Raw genomic sequence first — 15,488 nt, 5'->3', positions numbered from 1 at the left:
CTCGTGGTACTCGAAGGTACTTAAGGTTGAAGTATTGCGTGCGGAATAGTCCGAAGCAGGAAAAGCATCATCACAAAAAGACCATCGAGTCATTTCGCAAAGGCCCACGGCTGACAGCACGGGGGCCTTTGTCTTGTGCGCGGGCGGGTGACCCCTCGCGGACGCCGTCAGCGCCGGTCCCGGAACGTGAACATCCGCACCCCGGGCGCCAGCCGGGCCGCGGGCAGCACCCGCCGGTGCACCCCGGCCCCGAAACCGTCACCCGTCACCGCCACCCGATCGAACCCCCGCGTCTCGAACCATTCGCAGATGACGGGTACGAGATCCGGCGGCCGCCGGTGCCGGGTCCACACCACGGTGCCGCCCTCGTGGCACAGCGCGGCGCACGCCGAGATCGTGGCCGAGACGTCCGCGTCGGAGATGTTGCCGAATACGCCGCATGCCAGCACCAGGTGCGCCGGCGCGACGTCACCCCACTGATCGGTGAGGCCGGCGTCGCCCTGGATCACCTCGATCCCGGTCAGCCCGGCGGCATGCGCGGCCTTCCTCGCGTACGCGATGTTGCGCGGATCTTTCTCCACGAGCCGGGCGTGGACGTCCGCGGCGCGGGGGTGCGCGGTTAGGGCTCCGATCAGGTCCCTTCCCTGCCCGGCGCACAGGCTGACCACCGTCAGCGGCCCCGGCGGCGCGGCGGCCAGCCAGGTCCGGATCGCCGCCTGCACCCAGGCCAGGCGGCGGGCGAGTGCGCTTCCCGGGTCGTCGTAGTCGTCGTGCCAGGCTGCCCAATCCATGGCGGGCACTATGGCAGCCCGGTACGACACTTCCTGGGCCGCGCCGGATGCGGTGTGACGATCCTCAGCGGACCACGCGGAAGGTCTCGAGCGTCGGGTCGGCGGCGTCCGGCAGCGTCATCCCGGCCGCGAGGCCCGTACGCAGGTAGTCGATCACCGCGGCGTCGAACCGTTCGCCGGCAGGATCGCCGGGATGCCGGGCGGGTACGGGCTGATCATCCCGGCGATCCGCCCGACCGGGTCGGCGACCTGCTCGGTCTCGGCGAAGTACGCGTCCCGCGGGTTCATGACCTGTCCCGGAGGTGCGCGCTCAGGTGCCGGCCCGATCGAGGGCGGAGTCCACCAGCTCGCGGCCTCCCTGAACCATGCGCCGCCGAACGCGGTGAAGATGGCCTCGCGACCGCCCACGGCGTCGGCCAGCAGCGCCTCGGCCTTCGACACCTCCTGCCCGGCCAGGATGACGTCGGCCTCGAACGTGCTACGGCCGAAGACGGCGGCCGTGCGCTCGTCGACGCCCCGGCCGAACCGGTGGCCCGGCAGGGCGAACGAGTAGTTGTCGTCGCGGCGGTAGCGCTCGATGTGGCCCTTGCGGCCGCGCACCCCTGCCTCCGCGGCACTGACCACAGCATCTTCGGCATTGCGATGACGCCAACATGATGCCATAGTGGTGCCATGGATCTGACGACGTACGTCTCACGGCTGCGGGAGGAACTCGCGGCGGCCGCCGAGCTGGGCGGGCCCGACGCCCGCGAGCTGGCCGAACGCCTGACCACGCCGATGGAGTCGGCCTTCCGGCTGGCACTGCTGGACGCCCTGTCCGCAGCGGCGGACGAGATCACCCGGGATCTGGCTCCGGGGTCGGTGGAGCTGCACCTGCGGTCGGGCGACCCCGCGTTCGTCGTCTCCCCCGCCCCGGCGGAGGCGCCACACCCGCACGTGGCGCTATATGGTGCCACCGCGGCACCACCGCCGCCACCCCCGGACGACGAGGGCGGTGTCTCCCGGATCAACTTCCGCCTCTCCGATCAGCTCAAGGCGCGCATCGAGCAGGCCGCCGCACGCGACGGCCTCTCCGTGAACGCCTGGCTCGTTCGCGCCGCCAACTCGGCGGTCCAGCAGACGCCCCCGCCGGCCACCTCGCGCGCAGCCTTCGGCGGGGAGCGGTACACCGGCTGGGCCCGCTGACTCCCCTTCCACCTCCTGACCGCCACCGCCACCGCCACCGCCACCGAAGGGACCACCATGCCTACCTTCGACACCCCCCGGCCCATCACCGCCACGCTCGAATTGATCGCCGCCGACGTCCGGATCGCCGCGAGCGACCGCCCGGACACCGTCGTCGACGTGCGCCCCAGCAACCCCGCCTCCGACTCCGACGTCCGCGCCGCCGAGCAGACCCGCGTCGAGTACGCCGACGGCGCGCTGCTCGTGAAGACCCCCAAGCCGCGCAGCCTCGGCATGTTCGGCAGGACCGGCGCGATCGACGTGCAGATCGCCGTCCCGACCGGGTCGCGGCTGCACGCGGGTGCCGCGGTCGGCGCATTCCACTGCACCGGGACGCTGGGCGAGACCCGGATCAAGACCGCGACCGGCGACGTACGGCTGGAGCACACCGGCCCGCTCCACCTCGACACGGCCAGCGGCACGATCGTGGTGCAGAGCGCCGACGGTGACACCCACGCGAGCACCGCCTCGGGCAGTCTGCACGTCGGCGCCGTCCGCGGCTCCGCGGTGGTGCGCAACTCCAACGGCGACAGCCGCGTCGACTGGGTCGCCGGTGACGTCAACGTCAAGGCGGCCAACGGCGACATCATCGTGGGCCACGCCGACGGAGACCTCGTCGCCTCCACGGCCAACGGCAGCGTCCGCGTGGAGGAGGTCGTCCGCGGCACCGTCTCCGTGCAGACCGCCGTCGGTGAGCTGCAGGTCGGCGTCGCCCGCGGCACCGCGGCGTACCTCGACCTGCACACCTCGTTCGGCAAGGTGCTCAACCAGCTGTCCGAGGGTGGCGCGGCGGAGCCCGGCGAGGACAAGGTCGAGGTGCGCGCCCGCACGTCGTTCGGCAACATCGCCATCGTCCGCGCGCCCGGCCGCGAAGCGGCATGATCAGGCGGCCACGTCAGCCTCACCTTCACCGGGCCGGGCGGCTTGCGGGGGGATGCACACGCAGGACCTCGACGACGTGTTCCTCGCGCTGAGGGCGACGGCGGCCACGGCGGCCACCCGTCATGGAGACCGTCCGCGGGCTGCTCGCCGGCACCCCGGTCGGCGCCGACCTGGCGGCGTCGGCGGCCTGGTGCGCCGGCATCGCGCTCGTCGCGTACGTGTGGGCGAAGCGCAAGTACAACAAGCAGCGGTGAGACGGCAGCGACCCGCCCAAGCGCCCCGGACGGGCAGCGGTGAGACGGCAGCGGCCCGCCCAAGCGCCCCGGACGGGCAGCGGTGAGACGGCGGCGACCCGCCCAAGCGCCCCGGACGGGCAGCGGTGAGACGGCAGCGGCCCGCCCAAGCGCCCCGGACGGGCAGCGGTGAGACGGCAGCGGCCCGCCCAAGCGCCCCGGACGGGCAGCGGAGAGACGGCAGCGGCCCGCCCGGGTGTTCCGGGCGGACCGCGGCGCGCAGGAGACGTCAGGGACCGCTGACCAGGTTCTCGACCTGGTGGCCGCTGTTGACCGCGGCGCCCTTGGTGTTGATCACGTGCGAGATCGTGCCGGTGCCGCCGAGCGACACGGTGACCATGTTCGTGAACTTGATGCCCGGCTTGGCCGGGACCTCGAAGGCGCGGGCGTTCGCCACTGCCGGATCGACGTTGAAGAAGCAGTAGCTGCCCAGACCCCACGCCTGGTGGTTGGTGACCGAATCGGCCACCTTGTACGCCGCCCAGCCCTGGGTCGAGCCGTTCATGTACGCGGACTGGTTCGGCGGGTCGTACGGCATCTCGTTCTGGTAGAAGTACGTGCGCCCGTTCTCACCGTTCCAGATCGTCTGGTACTGCTGGTAGTGCTCGACGAAGAGGCCGTAGAACGTGACGTCGTCGCCGTTGACGATCAGCCCGTTGGCCGCCGTGTTGATCGTCCAGCCGTACGTGCGGTCGTTGCCGTGGTCGGCGCGCCAGATCCAGGCGTGGTCGCCGATGACGTCGTCGCTGTTGATCCGCAGCGAGACCGACGCCTTGCCGGCGATCTGCCCGCCGATGCGGAAGAACACGTCGGACAGCACCGTCGGGTTCGCCGCGTGGTCGGCGGATGCGCCGCTCGGGCCCACCTCCATGAGCACCGGCGAGTTGGTGGTGCCGGCGTCGAAGAGCAGACCCGCCACGCGGACGCCGTCGACGTCCGCGACGGTCATCGCCGTGACGCCGTTGTCGGGTACGAACGTGGCCAGGCCCAGCCCCAGCACCACGGTGTTCGCCCGCGTGACGTTGATCGGCGCGCTGAGGTGGTACGTGGCCGGCGTGACCAGCAGGTTCCTGCCGGACGCGAGGGCCGCGTTGATGCTCGCCGCGGTGTCGCCGGGCTTGACCACGTAGAAGCTGCTGAGCGGCAGCGACGTGCCCGCCGGGGTGCCGTTCGCCCACGTGGTGCCGGACGAGTTGCTGCGCACCGACGGGACGAACACCTGGTAGGTGCCGCCGGCGTCGACGTACAGGTACGGCTTCTCCGCGACCTTCGGCGTCTGCCCGACGGTCGTGTACGGCGGCGAGGGGAAGCTGTTCGCCGGGGCGCCCTGAGCGCCGACGAACACCTGGTTCCAGTTGGAGCCGGACCAGCTGCCCATCTGCGAGTTGCGGGTCAGCCACTGCTGCTGCGAGCCGGACTGGATCTGACCGTCGATCTTCGTGTCGGACATGAACCCGCCGGACGACCAGCCGCCGTCGGACAGCGCGAGGTTGCCGCGCACGTGCATCCGCCGGTACGGCGCCGCCTGCGAGACGGCCCACCGGTCGAGGCCGCCGGCCGGGTTCACCGACAGCCCTTCGGCGGAGCGCCAGAAGTTCTGTGTGGCGTTCTGCGAGCCGTCCGGCCACCAGTCGGCCTCGACGTGCACCCGGCCGTTGACGGTCACCTGGTCGGGGCTGAGACCGAGACCGGCGACCTGGGTGAAGAAGCCGACGTTCGCGTCCACGTTGTAGCTGCCCGGCTTGAACAGCAGGGCGTACCGCTGGGTGCCGAACTGGTTGCTCACCTGCTGGTTGAACACCGCATTGAGCTTGTTCTGGATCGTCGACGCGGACATCGACGGGTCGAAGATCGTGACGTTCGGCCCGAGGTCCGGGTCGCCGCTGCCCGGCGGGACGGTCGGCGGCGTGGTGGCGCCGTCGACGGTCCACTTCTGGTTGGCGCCGCCGGAGCAGCTCCAGATCTGCAGTTTCGCGCCGTCGGCGAGGTTGTTGTCCTTGATGTCCAGGCACTTGTTCGCCTTGACGTTCACCAGGTCGTGGCTCGCTGTGTACGTCCACTGCTGGCTGGTGAGCCCGGCGTAGCAGTCCCACAGGTGCACGGCCGCACCGTCGTTCGTGGCGCCGTTCACCACGTCGAGGCACTTGCCGAGGCCCTTGAGCGACTGGTCGTCGCCGTACGTCCAGGTCTGGTTGGGTCCGCTCGCGCAGGACCACATCTGGGGCAGCGTGCCGTTGGCGGTGGAGCCGTCGGTCACGTCGAGGCACTTGCCGTTGGCCGAGCTGACGACCGTGCCGGTGGTGGCGGCCAGCGCGGTGGTGACGCCGGCGACGCCGAGGCCGCCGGCAACGGCCGCCGAGGCGAGGACGGCGATCAGCCGCCGTTTTCCACGGGGATTCATGCGGGGAACCTTTGCGGGAGAGGGGGATCAGGCGGGGTTGTTCGCGTGGGTGAGCGTCTCCCACGCGACGAACAGGTTGTTGCTGCCCTGCGGCCGTTTGGCGACCGTGTACGTCTCGGTGTTGCTCATCGCGATGCCCATCCGGTTGTGCAGGGCGTTGTACGCGACCTCCGTGACCGGCCCGAGGCCCTTGTCGACGCTGCCGCCGCAGATGCTCGACGGCACCGCCGTACCGTTCTCGTACTTCGTGTGGAAGCCGAGCGCGTGCCGCAGCCGGTCCTGCAGTTCGGGGTAGAGGTCGCCGCCCTGGATGCGGCTGGTCTCAGCGACGTGCGCGATGGCCGAGATGCCGTACCCGGTGTGGGTGAAGTCGCGGCAGGTCTCCTGGGCGAGCCCGTCGACGAAGGTGCTCTGCCCCTGCCAGTAGCCGACGAGCTCGGCGGGGGTGTCGATGCCGCCGGCCGGCGGGTACTTCGGCTGGGCGCCGTCCGTGGCGATGTAGATGTACGAGGCGGCACGCAGCTTGAACCGCGCGACGGCCCGGTCGTAGCTGGAGCGGTCGTCGAGGAAGACGGAGATGCCGACGGCGGCCTCCATCATCGACAGCTCCCAGTTGCCGTTGCTGTGGCTGCCGGGGATGACCACGGGCAGGTAGACGTCGCGCAGCATGGTGGCGAAGCGGGCCTGGTTCGGCCAGGTGCCGTACGCGTGCCTGATGATCTCGGCGGCGCGCGGCCACACCGATCCGGCCCACGCGGTCTGCAGCGGGGCGTTGCTGTCGGTGTGGTTGCGGATGGTCGCCGACCAGGCGTCCATCAATTCGATCGACTTCTTCGCGTACGCGGTGTCGCCGGTGATGTACCAGGTCAGCGCGTCGGTGTACGCGGCGATGGCGTCCTCGCGCTCGTCGGTGCAGCCGTTGTTCGGGTTGGAGTACGAGCCGCACTCGACGGTCGCGCGGGGCTTCGGCGTCCGCGACAGGGACGCGTACCGGCTGGCCTTCATCTGCTCGTACGCGCCGAGCCAGGGCTGGGCCTCGGCGGCGACCCGGCCCTTGACGAAATCGAGCTGGGCCCGGCTGACCAGCACACCGGGGTGGGAGAAAGCGGCGGGGGCAGCCGCGGTGGCGGCGTCGGCGGTGAAGCGCACGCCGACGGTGGCGAGGACGGCCAGGGCGAGGGTGCCGGCGGCGAGCACCGCGCGGCGGGGGGAGCTACGCATGGGGACTCCGGGTGGGGGCGGGGAACCGGAAAGGCACTTAACAGTCGGGTACTCAATCGCGGCGAAGCGGACGCGGTCAAGCACGCATCGACGGAGTTAAGGATGGCGAAAGGTTCGCTGGCGAGAGAGCGCTTTCCCTTGACCGGTGGTCAGTTCGGCGGCCCGGAACCGGTTGCGCGTGGGAAGCGCTTCCCCGGCCTCCGGGCGCGCGACAATAGGGCGTGCACATCACAGCGTTGCGTGAGACCGAGCCCGGCTCCTCGTCGTACCGGCTGTCCTGGCTGGCCACCGCGGCGGAGGGGCATCCGCTGGGGGTGGCGTATCTGCGGGTCCCCACGGTCCCCGGGGCCGATCACCGGGCCGAGCTCGACGTGTCGGTCCATCCGGCCGAGCGCGGCCACGGCGTCGGCACGGCCCTGTTCGAGGCGGCGGCCGCGGCCGCCCGGAAGCTGGGCCGGCGCTCGGTCACCGCCGGCCCGGTCGCGGGCGGATCACCTTTCCTGGCGGCCCGCGGGATGCGCCCGGTCCTCAACCTCACCTTCGCCCGGCTCGCGATGACCGACGCCGACCTGGCCCGGCTCGCGCGGCTCGCCGGCGAGCCGCACCCCGGCTACCGGCTGCAGAGCTGGGAGGGCACGGTCGCGGGCGACCTGGCGCCGTCGTTCGCCGCCTCGCGGCGGGCGATGGACGACATGCCGATGGACGAGACCGACGTCGCCGCCGAGGCGTGGGACGTCGACCGGGTACGCGCCATCGCCGCCGCGATAGACCGGCGGGGCGACGTCCTGTGCACCGTGGCGGCGATCCGCGAGGACGACGGCAGCGTCGTCGGGTTCACCGAGCTGGTCGTGCCCGGCAAGGGCACGGGCGATGCCCAGCACTACGGCACCGGGGTGCTTCCCGAGCATCGCGGCCGTGGCCTCGCGCGGTGGATGAAGGCGGCCGCGATCCTGCACGTGCGGCAGGCACATCCGGACGTCGCGGGCCTGCTCACCGACACGGCGGACAGCAACGTCGCGATGCGGCGGGTCAACGACGTGCTGGGCTACGTGCCCACCCACTGGTCGGTGCTCTACCAGCTCGACCTCTGACCCGGCGTAGACAGTGTCTACGCGGACCTGGTAGACACTGTCCATGCCCGACGACCTCCGCTCCCGCCTCGTCGCGGCCGGTGTCGGCCTGGTGGCCGAGCAGGGCACCGCGGCCCTGTCGCTGCGCGAGATCGCGCGCCGCGCCGGCGTCTCCCACGGGGCACCCCGCCGCTACTTCCCGACCCACCGCGACCTGCTCGCCGCCGTCGCGCGGATCGGCTACGAACGGCTCAGCGCCCGCATCGACCGCCTCGACCGGCACGGCGACCCGCACCGCGACCTGCTGGCCCTCGGACGGCTGTATCTGGACTTCGCCCGCACCGAGCGCGGCATGTTCGAGCTGATGTTCCGCCACGAACTGCTGCGCGGGAACCAGGAGGGCCTGCGGGCCGCGAGCAAGCCGCTGTTCGGCATCCTCGTGGACCTGCTGCCCGACCGGCCCGGCGCGGCGGCCCGCTCCGGCGCCTTCTGGGCCACCCTGCACGGCATCGCACAGCTCTCGCTGTGGGGCAGCCTCGAGGTCGTCGACTCCGGCGACGCCGACACCCTGCTGTGCGCGGCCGTCGACGCGTACGTGGGGGACTGATGCTGCTCCCCCACGTCGTGCGTCCCGCCCTGGTCCCGGTGTGCCGCCTGGCGTTCCGGCCGGTCGTCGAGGGCCGCGACAACGTCCCCCGCCGCGGCGCGGTGATCCTGGCCGCGAACCATCTGTCCTTCATCGACAGCTTCCTGATCCCGCTGGTCGCGCCGCGGCCGGTGGCGTTCCTGGCCAAGCAGGAGTACTTCACCCGCCCGGGACCGGTGGGCCGGCTGACCCGCACGATCCTGACCGGCGTCGACGCGATCGCGGTGCCGCGGGGCGCCCACCGCGCGGCGCAGGCGGCGCTCGAGACCGCGCGTACGGTGCTCGATCAGGGGCGGGCGTTCGGCATCCACCCGGAGGGCAGCCGCTCCCGCGACGGACGCCTGTACCGGGGCCGCACCGGCGTCGCCTGGCTGGCGCTGGCCACCGGCGCTCCGGTGGTGCCGGTGGCCGTCATCGGCACCGACAAGGTGCAGCCGGTGGGCGCCCGGATGCCGCGGCCGCGCCGGGTGACGGTGCGCTTCGGCACGCCGCTGTGCTTCCCACCGCCCACCGGCAGCGCGGGGCGGGCCCGCCGCGACGCGACCGACCGGATCATGGCCGCGATCGGCGACCTGTCCGGTCAGGAGCGCGCCGACGGCTACAACCCGCTGTCCACGACGGCATAGCGGCTCAGCGCAGCGCGGGCAGCACCTTCGCGCCGAACGTCTCCACGAAGCCGGTCAGGTCCTGGCCGACATGGTGCAGGTAGATGCGGTCGAAACCGAGATCGGCGTACCCGCGCAGCCAGGCGGTGTGCCGGTCGAGATCGGCGGAGACGTTGACCACCGAGCGCACCTGCTCGGCCGTGACGTTCTGTGACACCACGTCGAAGTGCTCGGCGGTCTCCAGGTCCCAGCAGACCGGCGGCGGGAAGATGTTGCTGCGCCACTGGTCGTACGCGATCTCCTCGGCCTCCGCCTCGGTCGCCGCCCAGCTCAGATGCACCTGCAGGCAGACCGGTCCGCGGCCGCCGGCGTCGCGGTACGCCGAGATCATCGCGCGCAGCTTCTCCTCCGGCGCGTTGACCGTGACCAGCCCGTCCGCCCACTCGGCGCACCAGGCGGCCGTCTGGGTGCTGACCGCCGCGCCGATCAGCGGCGGCGGCTCCGGCGGGCGCGTCCACAGCCGCGCCCGGTCCACCGTGACCAGCCCGTCGCGGGTGACCTCCTCGCCGGCCAGCAGGTCACGGATCACGTCGACGCACTCGCGCAGGCGGGCGTTGCGGACCTCCTTGCGCGGCCACGGGTCACCGGTGATGTGCTCGTTGCTGTATTCGCCCGTGCCCAGCGCCGCCCAGAAGCGGCCGGGGTACATCGCGCCGAGCGTCCCGATCGCCTGCGCGATGATGGCCGGGTGGTAGCGCTGCCCCGGCGCGTTCACCACGCCGAACGACAGGTTCGTGGCCTGCAGCGCTGCCCCGAGCCACGACCAGGCGAAGGCGGACTGTCCCTGCCGCGCGCTCCACGGCGAGAAGTGGTCCGAGCACATGGCCGCGTCGAACCCCGCCCGTTCGGCGGCTATCACGGCTGAGAGAAGATCGGCGGGCGGGATCTGCTCATGGGAACAATGGATTCCGTACTCCGTCATGGGCCGCGTACCTACCCGCAGCCGCGGCCGCCCAACCCGAGGGAGACCGTGTGAGCGACCCGATCTACCTGGACTGCGACACCGGCGTGGACGACGCGCTGGCGATCGCGCTGCTGCTCGGCACCCCGCACGCCGAGCTGCTCGGCGCCGGGACGGTCACCGGGAACACCGGCGCGGACCAGGCCGCCCGCAACACGCTCGACCTGCTCGCGCTGGGCGGGCGGGGCGGCGTGCCCGTGGCGGTCGGTGCCCGGCACGCGCTCGACGGCTCGGGGGCCCACGACGCCTCGGTCGTGCACGGGGGCAACGGCGTCGGCGGGGTCGAGCTGCCTCGCGCCGCGGCTGACCCCGTACCCGTGCCGGCCGTTGACCTGTTGCTCGCGCTGGCTCGGGCCCGGCCGGGTGAGCTGCGGGTGCTGGCCACCGGGCCGCTGACGAACCTGGCGATGGCGCTGCGGCGCGAACCGCGCCTGCCCGAGCTGGTCCGGGATGTGACCGTCATGGGCGGCGCGGTGCGGGTGCCGGGCAACGTGACCGGGCACGGCGAGGCGAACATCGCGGTCGACCCGGAGGCGGCCGCGGAGGTGCTGGCGGCGTCCTGGCCGGTGACCCTGGTCCCGCTGGACGTGACGATGCGGCACCGGTTCGGCGCCGCCGACCAGGAGGCGCTGCGCGCACACGGTACGCCGCTGAGCACGGCACTGGCGGCCATGCTGACCGGGTACTTCGACTACTACGAGCCGGTCCTCGGGGAACGGCGCGTGCCCCTGCACGATCCCCTGGCCGCCGCGGTGCTCCTGGGAGCCGTCGACGTCTCCGACGCCCCGATGCTCGGGCTGCGCGTGGAGGTCGACGGCCGTCGTGGCGCGGTCGTGGAGGACGCCTCCGCCGCACGGCAGACGCGCGTGGTGCTCGGCGTCGCCGACGACACCGTGCCGAGGATCCGGGAGCTGGTGCTCGCCGCCGGCTGAGGCCCGCGGCGCGTCAGTGCGGGTGCTCGCCCAGCAGCCGGGTGGCGAGCACGGCGGCCTGGGTGCGCCGCTCCAGGCCCAGCTTCGCCAGCAGGCTGGAGACGTAGTTCTTCACCGTCTTCTCCGCGAGGAACATCTTCCCGGCGATCTCGCGGTTGGTCAGCCCCTCCGCGACGTACTCGAGGATGCGGCGCTCCTGGTCGGTCAGCGAGGCCAGCTCGCGGGGCTGCTCCACGCCGTGCCGGATCCGCTCCAGCACCCGCTGGGTCACCGCCGGGTCGAGCAGCGACTGCCCGGACGCCACCCGGCGCACCGCGTCCACCAGGTCCGTGCCGCGGATCTGCTTGAGCACGTACCCCGACGCGCCCGCCATGATCGCCGCGAACAGCGCCTCGTCGTCCTCGTACGAGGTGAGGATCAGGCCCTTGATCGACGAGTCCACCGCCCGCACGTCGCGGCACACGTCGATGCCGTTGCCGTCCGGCAGGCGCGCGTCCAGCACGGCCACGTCGGGCCGCAGCGCGGGGATGCGCCGTGCCGCCTCCTGCGCGGAGCCCGACTCACCGACCACCTCGATGTCCCCGGCGGCGTGCAGCAGGTCGGCGAGCCCGCGACGGACCACCTCGTGGTCGTCGAGCAGAAAGACACGGATCATGTGTACTTCCTACCTGGGCCGGGGCCTGGACACCAAGAGTCTAAGGTCCTGTGTCGCCGACAACGCACAAAAGTCGTCGATGGGCCGAACGGCCCCCGCCCCGATGACCGCTGTCCCTGCCGCATGTCCGGGCGCCGGCGTTCGATGAGGGCATGGAAGAGACCGCCATCACGACCGCCCGCCCGATCGTCGTCGGCACCGACGGCGCCGCGCCTGGCGAGGCCGCAGTCCGGTGGGCCGCCAAGGAGGCCGCCCGCCGCGGCGTGCCGCTGCGGATCGTGGCCGCGTACGAGTCCCGGCCGGACGAGGCCGCGCTCGACGCGAAGGACACCGACCGGGGACTCGCCACCGCCGTGCTCGACGCCGCCGTGGTGCAGGCCCGCGCCGCCGCCGCGTCCGGGATCCGGGTCGAGGCGCACGCCGTGCCGGGCGACGCGGTCACCGCGCTGCTCAACCAGCGCGACGCGGCGCTGCTCGTCGTCGGCAACCGCGGTCGCGGCGGGTTCGCCAGCCTGCTGCTCGGCTCGGTCAGCCAGCGGGTCGCCACGCACGCCGCCGTGCCCGTGGTGGTCGTCCGGGGCCGTACCGAGACCGCCTCGGGACCGGTCGTGGCCGGGGTGGACGACTCCGCGGCCGCCTCCGGGGTGCTCGGCGCCGCGTTCGAGGCCGCCGCGAACCGGGGTGCGCCGCTGGCGATCGTGCGGACGTACACGTCTCCCGTCCCGCTGTGGGTGGGTGACATCCCGGCCGTCGACAACGCGGTGCCCCGGGCGCAGGCCGAGGCGCTGGAACGCCTGGAGCACGAGGTGGCGCCGTGGCGCGAGAAGTACCCCGAGGTCGAGGCCGAGGCCGTGGTGTCACCGGACGGCCCGGCCGCCGTGCTGGTCGCGGTGTCGCACAGCGCGCGCATGGTGGTGGTCGGCAGCCGGGGCCACGGTACGGTCGTCAACACCCTGCTCGGCTCGACCGGCCTGCAGCTCCTGCACCACGCGGGCTGCCCCGTCCTCGTGGTCCGCGGATCGATCTAGATAGCATCGGGGCATGAACGAGCCGCCCTCGCTCGGACTCTCGCCGCTGTCGCGGGTCCGGCTGGACGAACTGCTCCAGGAGATGCTCGACCGCGTCGGCGAGGTGGTGACCAGCCGGGAGCGGCTGCGGGCGCTGCTGGACGCCGTCGTCGGCATCAGCAGAGACCTCGACCTGCGCAGCACGCTGGAGCGGATCGTCGTGTCCGCCTGCTCCCTCGCCGGCGCGAAGTACGGCGCCCTGGGCGTGCTCGGCCCGGACCGCAAGGACCTGTCGGACTTCATCACGCACGGCATCGACCCCGCCGGGCGCGCGAAGATCGGCGACCTGCCGCACGGCCGGGGCGTGCTGGGCCTGCTGATCACCCACCCGGAGCCGGTACGGCTGCGCGACATCACCCAGCACCCCCGCTCGTACGGCTTCCCGCCGCACCACCCGCCGATGCACAGCTTCCTGGGCGTGCCGGTGCGCACCCGGGACCAGATCTTCGGCAACCTCTACCTCGCCGAGAAGAACGGCGGCGGCGAGTTCACCGACGACGACGAGGAGATCGTGGTGGCGCTGGCCGCCGCGGCCGGCGTCGCCATCGACAACGCCCGGCTGTTCGCACTGGCCCGCCGGCGCGAGCGGTGGCTGTCCGCGGCCGCGGAGATCACCTCGGTGCTGCTCGGCACGGTCAACCGCCAGGAGGCGCTGCGGCTGATCGCCCGCCGCGCCCGCGAGATCTCCGAGGCGGAGCTGGTGCTGGTGCTGCTCGCCGACGAGACCGGCGCCCGGTACACGATCGAGGTCGCCGACGGCGCGGACACGATGGTCGGCCGGGTGCTCTCCGTGGACGTGGACGCGCTGAGCACCGAGGGCACCGACCTGCGCGACGTCGCCGACTGGCCGGTGCCCGTTCCGGACGGCCCCGCGCTGGCCGCCCCGCTGGCCGGCGCCGACCTCCCCCAGGGCGTGCTGATCGTCGCCGGGGCCGCCATGGGCGACGAGGACGACTCGACGCTGCTGTCGAGCTTCGCCGGGCAGGCGGCGCTGGCTCTCGAACGGGCCCGGGCGCAGGAGGAGCGCGAGCAGCTCGTCGTCCTGGAGGACCGCGAGCGGATCGCCCGGGACCTGCACGACGTGGTGATCCAGCGGCTGTTCGCGACCGGCATGCAGCTGCAGGGCGCGGCGCCGCACGCGCTGCGGCCGGAGGCGGTCAAGCGGATCAACGCGGCGGTCGACGACCTGGACGCCACCATCCGCGACATCCGCCGGTCGATCTTCGAGCTGACCGCGCCGGCCGGCTCGTCGCTGCGCAAGGAGCTGCGCGCGGTGGTCGAGGCCGGCGAGGAGACGCTCGGCTTCCGGCCCGTCCTGGACGTGAGCGGCCCGGTCGACAGCGCGGTGCCCGACGACGTCGTGCCCGAACTGCTGGCGGTCGTCCGGGAAGCGCTGTCCAACGCCGCCCGGCACGCCCAGGCGCAGAACGTCCGCGTGTCCGTTCGCGCCGACGGCGGCGAGGTCCTCATCCGCGTCGAGGACGACGGGGTCGGCACCGATCCGGCGGCGGCCCGGGGCGGCCTGGTCAACATGGGCGAGCGCGCCCGCGACCTCGGCGGGGTCTTCGAGGTGACGCCCGCGGCCGGCGGCGGCACCGTGGTCACCTGGCGGGCGCCACTGGGCGGCTGATGTCGGGACCTTCGGCCCTGATCAACCGGCCTCCTCCGACGGCACCTTTGAGGGGTGACCGACCTGGAGGTTCCCCGCATGACCCGTTCGACCGAGATCCTGGCCGCAGCCGCCCGCACGTCGCTGCACGCCCCCTCGGTGTTCAACACCCAGCCGTGGCGCTGGCGGATCGCCGGCGACACGATGAGCCTGTACGCCGACCGTTCCCGCGCCCTGACCGCCACCGACCCCGGCGGCCGTCTCCTGCTGCTGAGCTGCGGCGGGGCCCTGCACCACGCGCGCGCCGCGCTGGCGGGCGCCGGGGCGCACGCCGCCGTGGAGCGCTTCCCCGAGCCCGGCGAGCCCGACCTGCTCGCCCGCATCACGTTCACCGGTGAGCGTCCCGCCGACGCGGAGGCCCGGCGGATGGCCGAGGCGGCCGGGCGGCGGCGCACCGACCGGCGGGCGTACGGCGAGCGCCCGGTGACCGACGCCCAGCTCACCACGCTGCGCCGGGTCGTCGAGGCGCAGGGCGCGTACCTGCACGTGGTCCGCCCCGACCAGGTGTCGGCGTTCGCGGCGGCCACGGACGTCGCCGGCGAGACCGAGCGGACCGACCCGGCGTACCGCGAGGAGCTGCGGCAGTGGACCAGCCGGCCGGCCGGATCGGGCGACGGCGTGCCCGCGACGACGGCCGTCGAGCCGGCGCTGCGGCGGGTGCCGGTGCGTGACTTCGCCCCCGAGGGTGACGCCGGCCTGACCGCGGGACCGGGGCACGACGCCGGCGCGGCGTACGTGATCGTGTTCGGCCTCAGCGACCGCCCGGCGGACGTGCTGCGCGGCGGCGAGGCGCTGTCGGCGCTGCTGCTCGCCGCGACCGCCGACGGCCTGGCCACCGCCCCGCTCAGCGACAGCGTGGAGGTCGACTGGCCCCGGCACCTGCTGCGCCAGCTGCTCTCCGACGTCGGCGAGCCGTACGTGGCGGTGCGCGTCGGGTACGCCGACGACAGCACCGAGCTGCCACCCGCGCCGCGCCGCGACCCGGCCGACATCATCGAGTTCGGCGACTGA

Annotated in this window: 16 protein-coding genes; 10 read left to right on the top strand and 6 right to left on the bottom strand. The window is 73.1% G+C overall.

The genetic code is table 11. The annotated features are described in order from the left end of the window. Positions 1-167: 167 nt before the first annotated feature. Positions 168-791: a class I SAM-dependent methyltransferase family protein gene (locus AB0K03_RS14050; RefSeq protein WP_364684188.1), complete on the bottom strand. Its 624-nt coding sequence runs from the start codon at positions 789-791 to the stop codon at positions 168-170. Between the two features lie 153 nt (positions 792-944). After that, complete coding sequence (locus AB0K03_RS14045) at positions 945-1,391, bottom strand: hypothetical protein (protein WP_364684186.1); 447 nt, start codon at positions 1,389-1,391, stop codon at positions 945-947. A gap of 72 nt (positions 1,392-1,463) precedes the next feature. Here AB0K03_RS14045 and AB0K03_RS14040 point away from each other — a divergent pair, with 72 nt between their 5' ends. From AB0K03_RS14040 to AB0K03_RS14030, 3 genes are all read left to right on the top strand, one after another. Beyond that, positions 1,464-1,976 carry a DUF1778 domain-containing protein gene (locus AB0K03_RS14040; RefSeq protein ID WP_364684184.1) on the top strand — a complete coding sequence of 171 codons (513 nt, stop codon included), beginning with the start codon at positions 1,464-1,466 and terminating at the stop codon, positions 1,974-1,976. Between the two features lie 57 nt (positions 1,977-2,033). Continuing rightward, positions 2,034-2,897 carry a DUF4097 family beta strand repeat-containing protein gene (locus tag AB0K03_RS14035; RefSeq protein ID WP_364684182.1) on the top strand — a complete coding sequence of 288 codons (864 nt, stop codon included), beginning with the start codon at positions 2,034-2,036 and terminating at the stop codon, positions 2,895-2,897. Between the two features lie 122 nt (positions 2,898-3,019). Continuing rightward, a complete protein-coding gene (locus AB0K03_RS14030) occupies positions 3,020-3,151 on the top strand; it encodes a hypothetical protein (protein WP_364684180.1) in 132 nt (43 codons plus the stop codon). A gap of 268 nt (positions 3,152-3,419) precedes the next feature. Here the strand turns inward: AB0K03_RS14030 and AB0K03_RS14025 are convergent, their stop codons facing one another. Continuing rightward, positions 3,420-5,591 carry an RICIN domain-containing protein gene (locus AB0K03_RS14025; RefSeq protein ID WP_364684178.1) on the bottom strand — a complete coding sequence of 724 codons (2,172 nt, stop codon included), beginning with the start codon at positions 5,589-5,591 and terminating at the stop codon, positions 3,420-3,422. A 27-nt stretch (positions 5,592-5,618) separates the two neighbouring features. Next, the gene (locus tag AB0K03_RS14020; RefSeq protein ID WP_364684176.1) at positions 5,619-6,812 is read right to left on the bottom strand and encodes an alginate lyase family protein; all 1,194 of its coding nucleotides are present in this window, start codon (positions 6,810-6,812) and stop codon (positions 5,619-5,621) included. Positions 6,813-7,033: 221 nt separating this feature from the next. Between AB0K03_RS14020 and AB0K03_RS14015 the strand changes: the two genes are divergently transcribed. Genes AB0K03_RS14015 through AB0K03_RS14005 form a run of 3 tightly spaced genes read left to right on the top strand, consistent with a single transcriptional unit; the run spans position 7,034 to position 9,154 of the window. Then, positions 7,034-7,903, top strand: a complete 870-nt coding sequence (locus AB0K03_RS14015; protein WP_364684174.1) for a GNAT family N-acetyltransferase — start codon at positions 7,034-7,036, stop codon at positions 7,901-7,903. Between the two features lie 43 nt (positions 7,904-7,946). Further along, positions 7,947-8,489, top strand: a complete 543-nt coding sequence (locus AB0K03_RS14010; protein ID WP_364684172.1) for a TetR/AcrR family transcriptional regulator — start codon at positions 7,947-7,949, stop codon at positions 8,487-8,489. Further along, positions 8,489-9,154, top strand: coding sequence for a lysophospholipid acyltransferase family protein (locus AB0K03_RS14005; protein ID WP_364684170.1), 666 nt, complete (start codon positions 8,489-8,491; stop codon positions 9,152-9,154). Before AB0K03_RS14010 ends, AB0K03_RS14005 begins: the two co-directional genes overlap by 1 nt. 4 nt (positions 9,155-9,158) lie before the next feature. Here AB0K03_RS14005 and AB0K03_RS14000 read toward each other — a convergent pair whose 3' ends face one another. Next, positions 9,159-10,115 (bottom strand): TIGR03885 family FMN-dependent LLM class oxidoreductase, encoded by a 957-nt coding sequence (locus AB0K03_RS14000; RefSeq protein ID WP_364684168.1) that lies wholly within the window; start codon positions 10,113-10,115, stop codon positions 9,159-9,161. A gap of 50 nt (positions 10,116-10,165) precedes the next feature. Between AB0K03_RS14000 and AB0K03_RS13995 the strand changes: the two genes are divergently transcribed. After that, positions 10,166-11,086, top strand: coding sequence for a nucleoside hydrolase (locus AB0K03_RS13995; protein ID WP_364684166.1), 921 nt, complete (start codon positions 10,166-10,168; stop codon positions 11,084-11,086). 13 nt (positions 11,087-11,099) lie between these two features. Here AB0K03_RS13995 and AB0K03_RS13990 read toward each other — a convergent pair whose 3' ends face one another. After that, entirely contained in the window at positions 11,100-11,741 is a 642-nt protein-coding gene (locus AB0K03_RS13990; RefSeq protein ID WP_199509353.1) for a response regulator, read from the bottom strand. Positions 11,742-11,893: 152 nt separating this feature from the next. Between AB0K03_RS13990 and AB0K03_RS13985 the strand changes: the two genes are divergently transcribed. From AB0K03_RS13985 to AB0K03_RS13975, 3 genes are all read left to right on the top strand, one after another. Beyond that, entirely contained in the window at positions 11,894-12,769 is an 876-nt protein-coding gene (locus tag AB0K03_RS13985; RefSeq protein WP_364684164.1) for a universal stress protein, read from the top strand. A 13-nt stretch (positions 12,770-12,782) separates the two neighbouring features. Further along, positions 12,783-14,438, top strand: a complete 1,656-nt coding sequence (locus tag AB0K03_RS13980; RefSeq protein WP_364684162.1) for a GAF domain-containing sensor histidine kinase — start codon at positions 12,783-12,785, stop codon at positions 14,436-14,438. 78 nt (positions 14,439-14,516) lie between these two features. After that, positions 14,517-15,488 (top strand): Acg family FMN-binding oxidoreductase, encoded by a 972-nt coding sequence (locus tag AB0K03_RS13975; RefSeq protein WP_364684160.1) that lies wholly within the window; start codon positions 14,517-14,519, stop codon positions 15,486-15,488.

Source organism: Actinoplanes sp. NPDC049316 (assembly GCF_040677315.1).
Lineage (GTDB): Bacteria > Actinomycetota > Actinomycetes > Mycobacteriales > Micromonosporaceae > Actinoplanes.
Note: the sequence above shows the minus strand (reverse complement) of the source record. Positions and strands in the feature narration are given on the sequence as shown.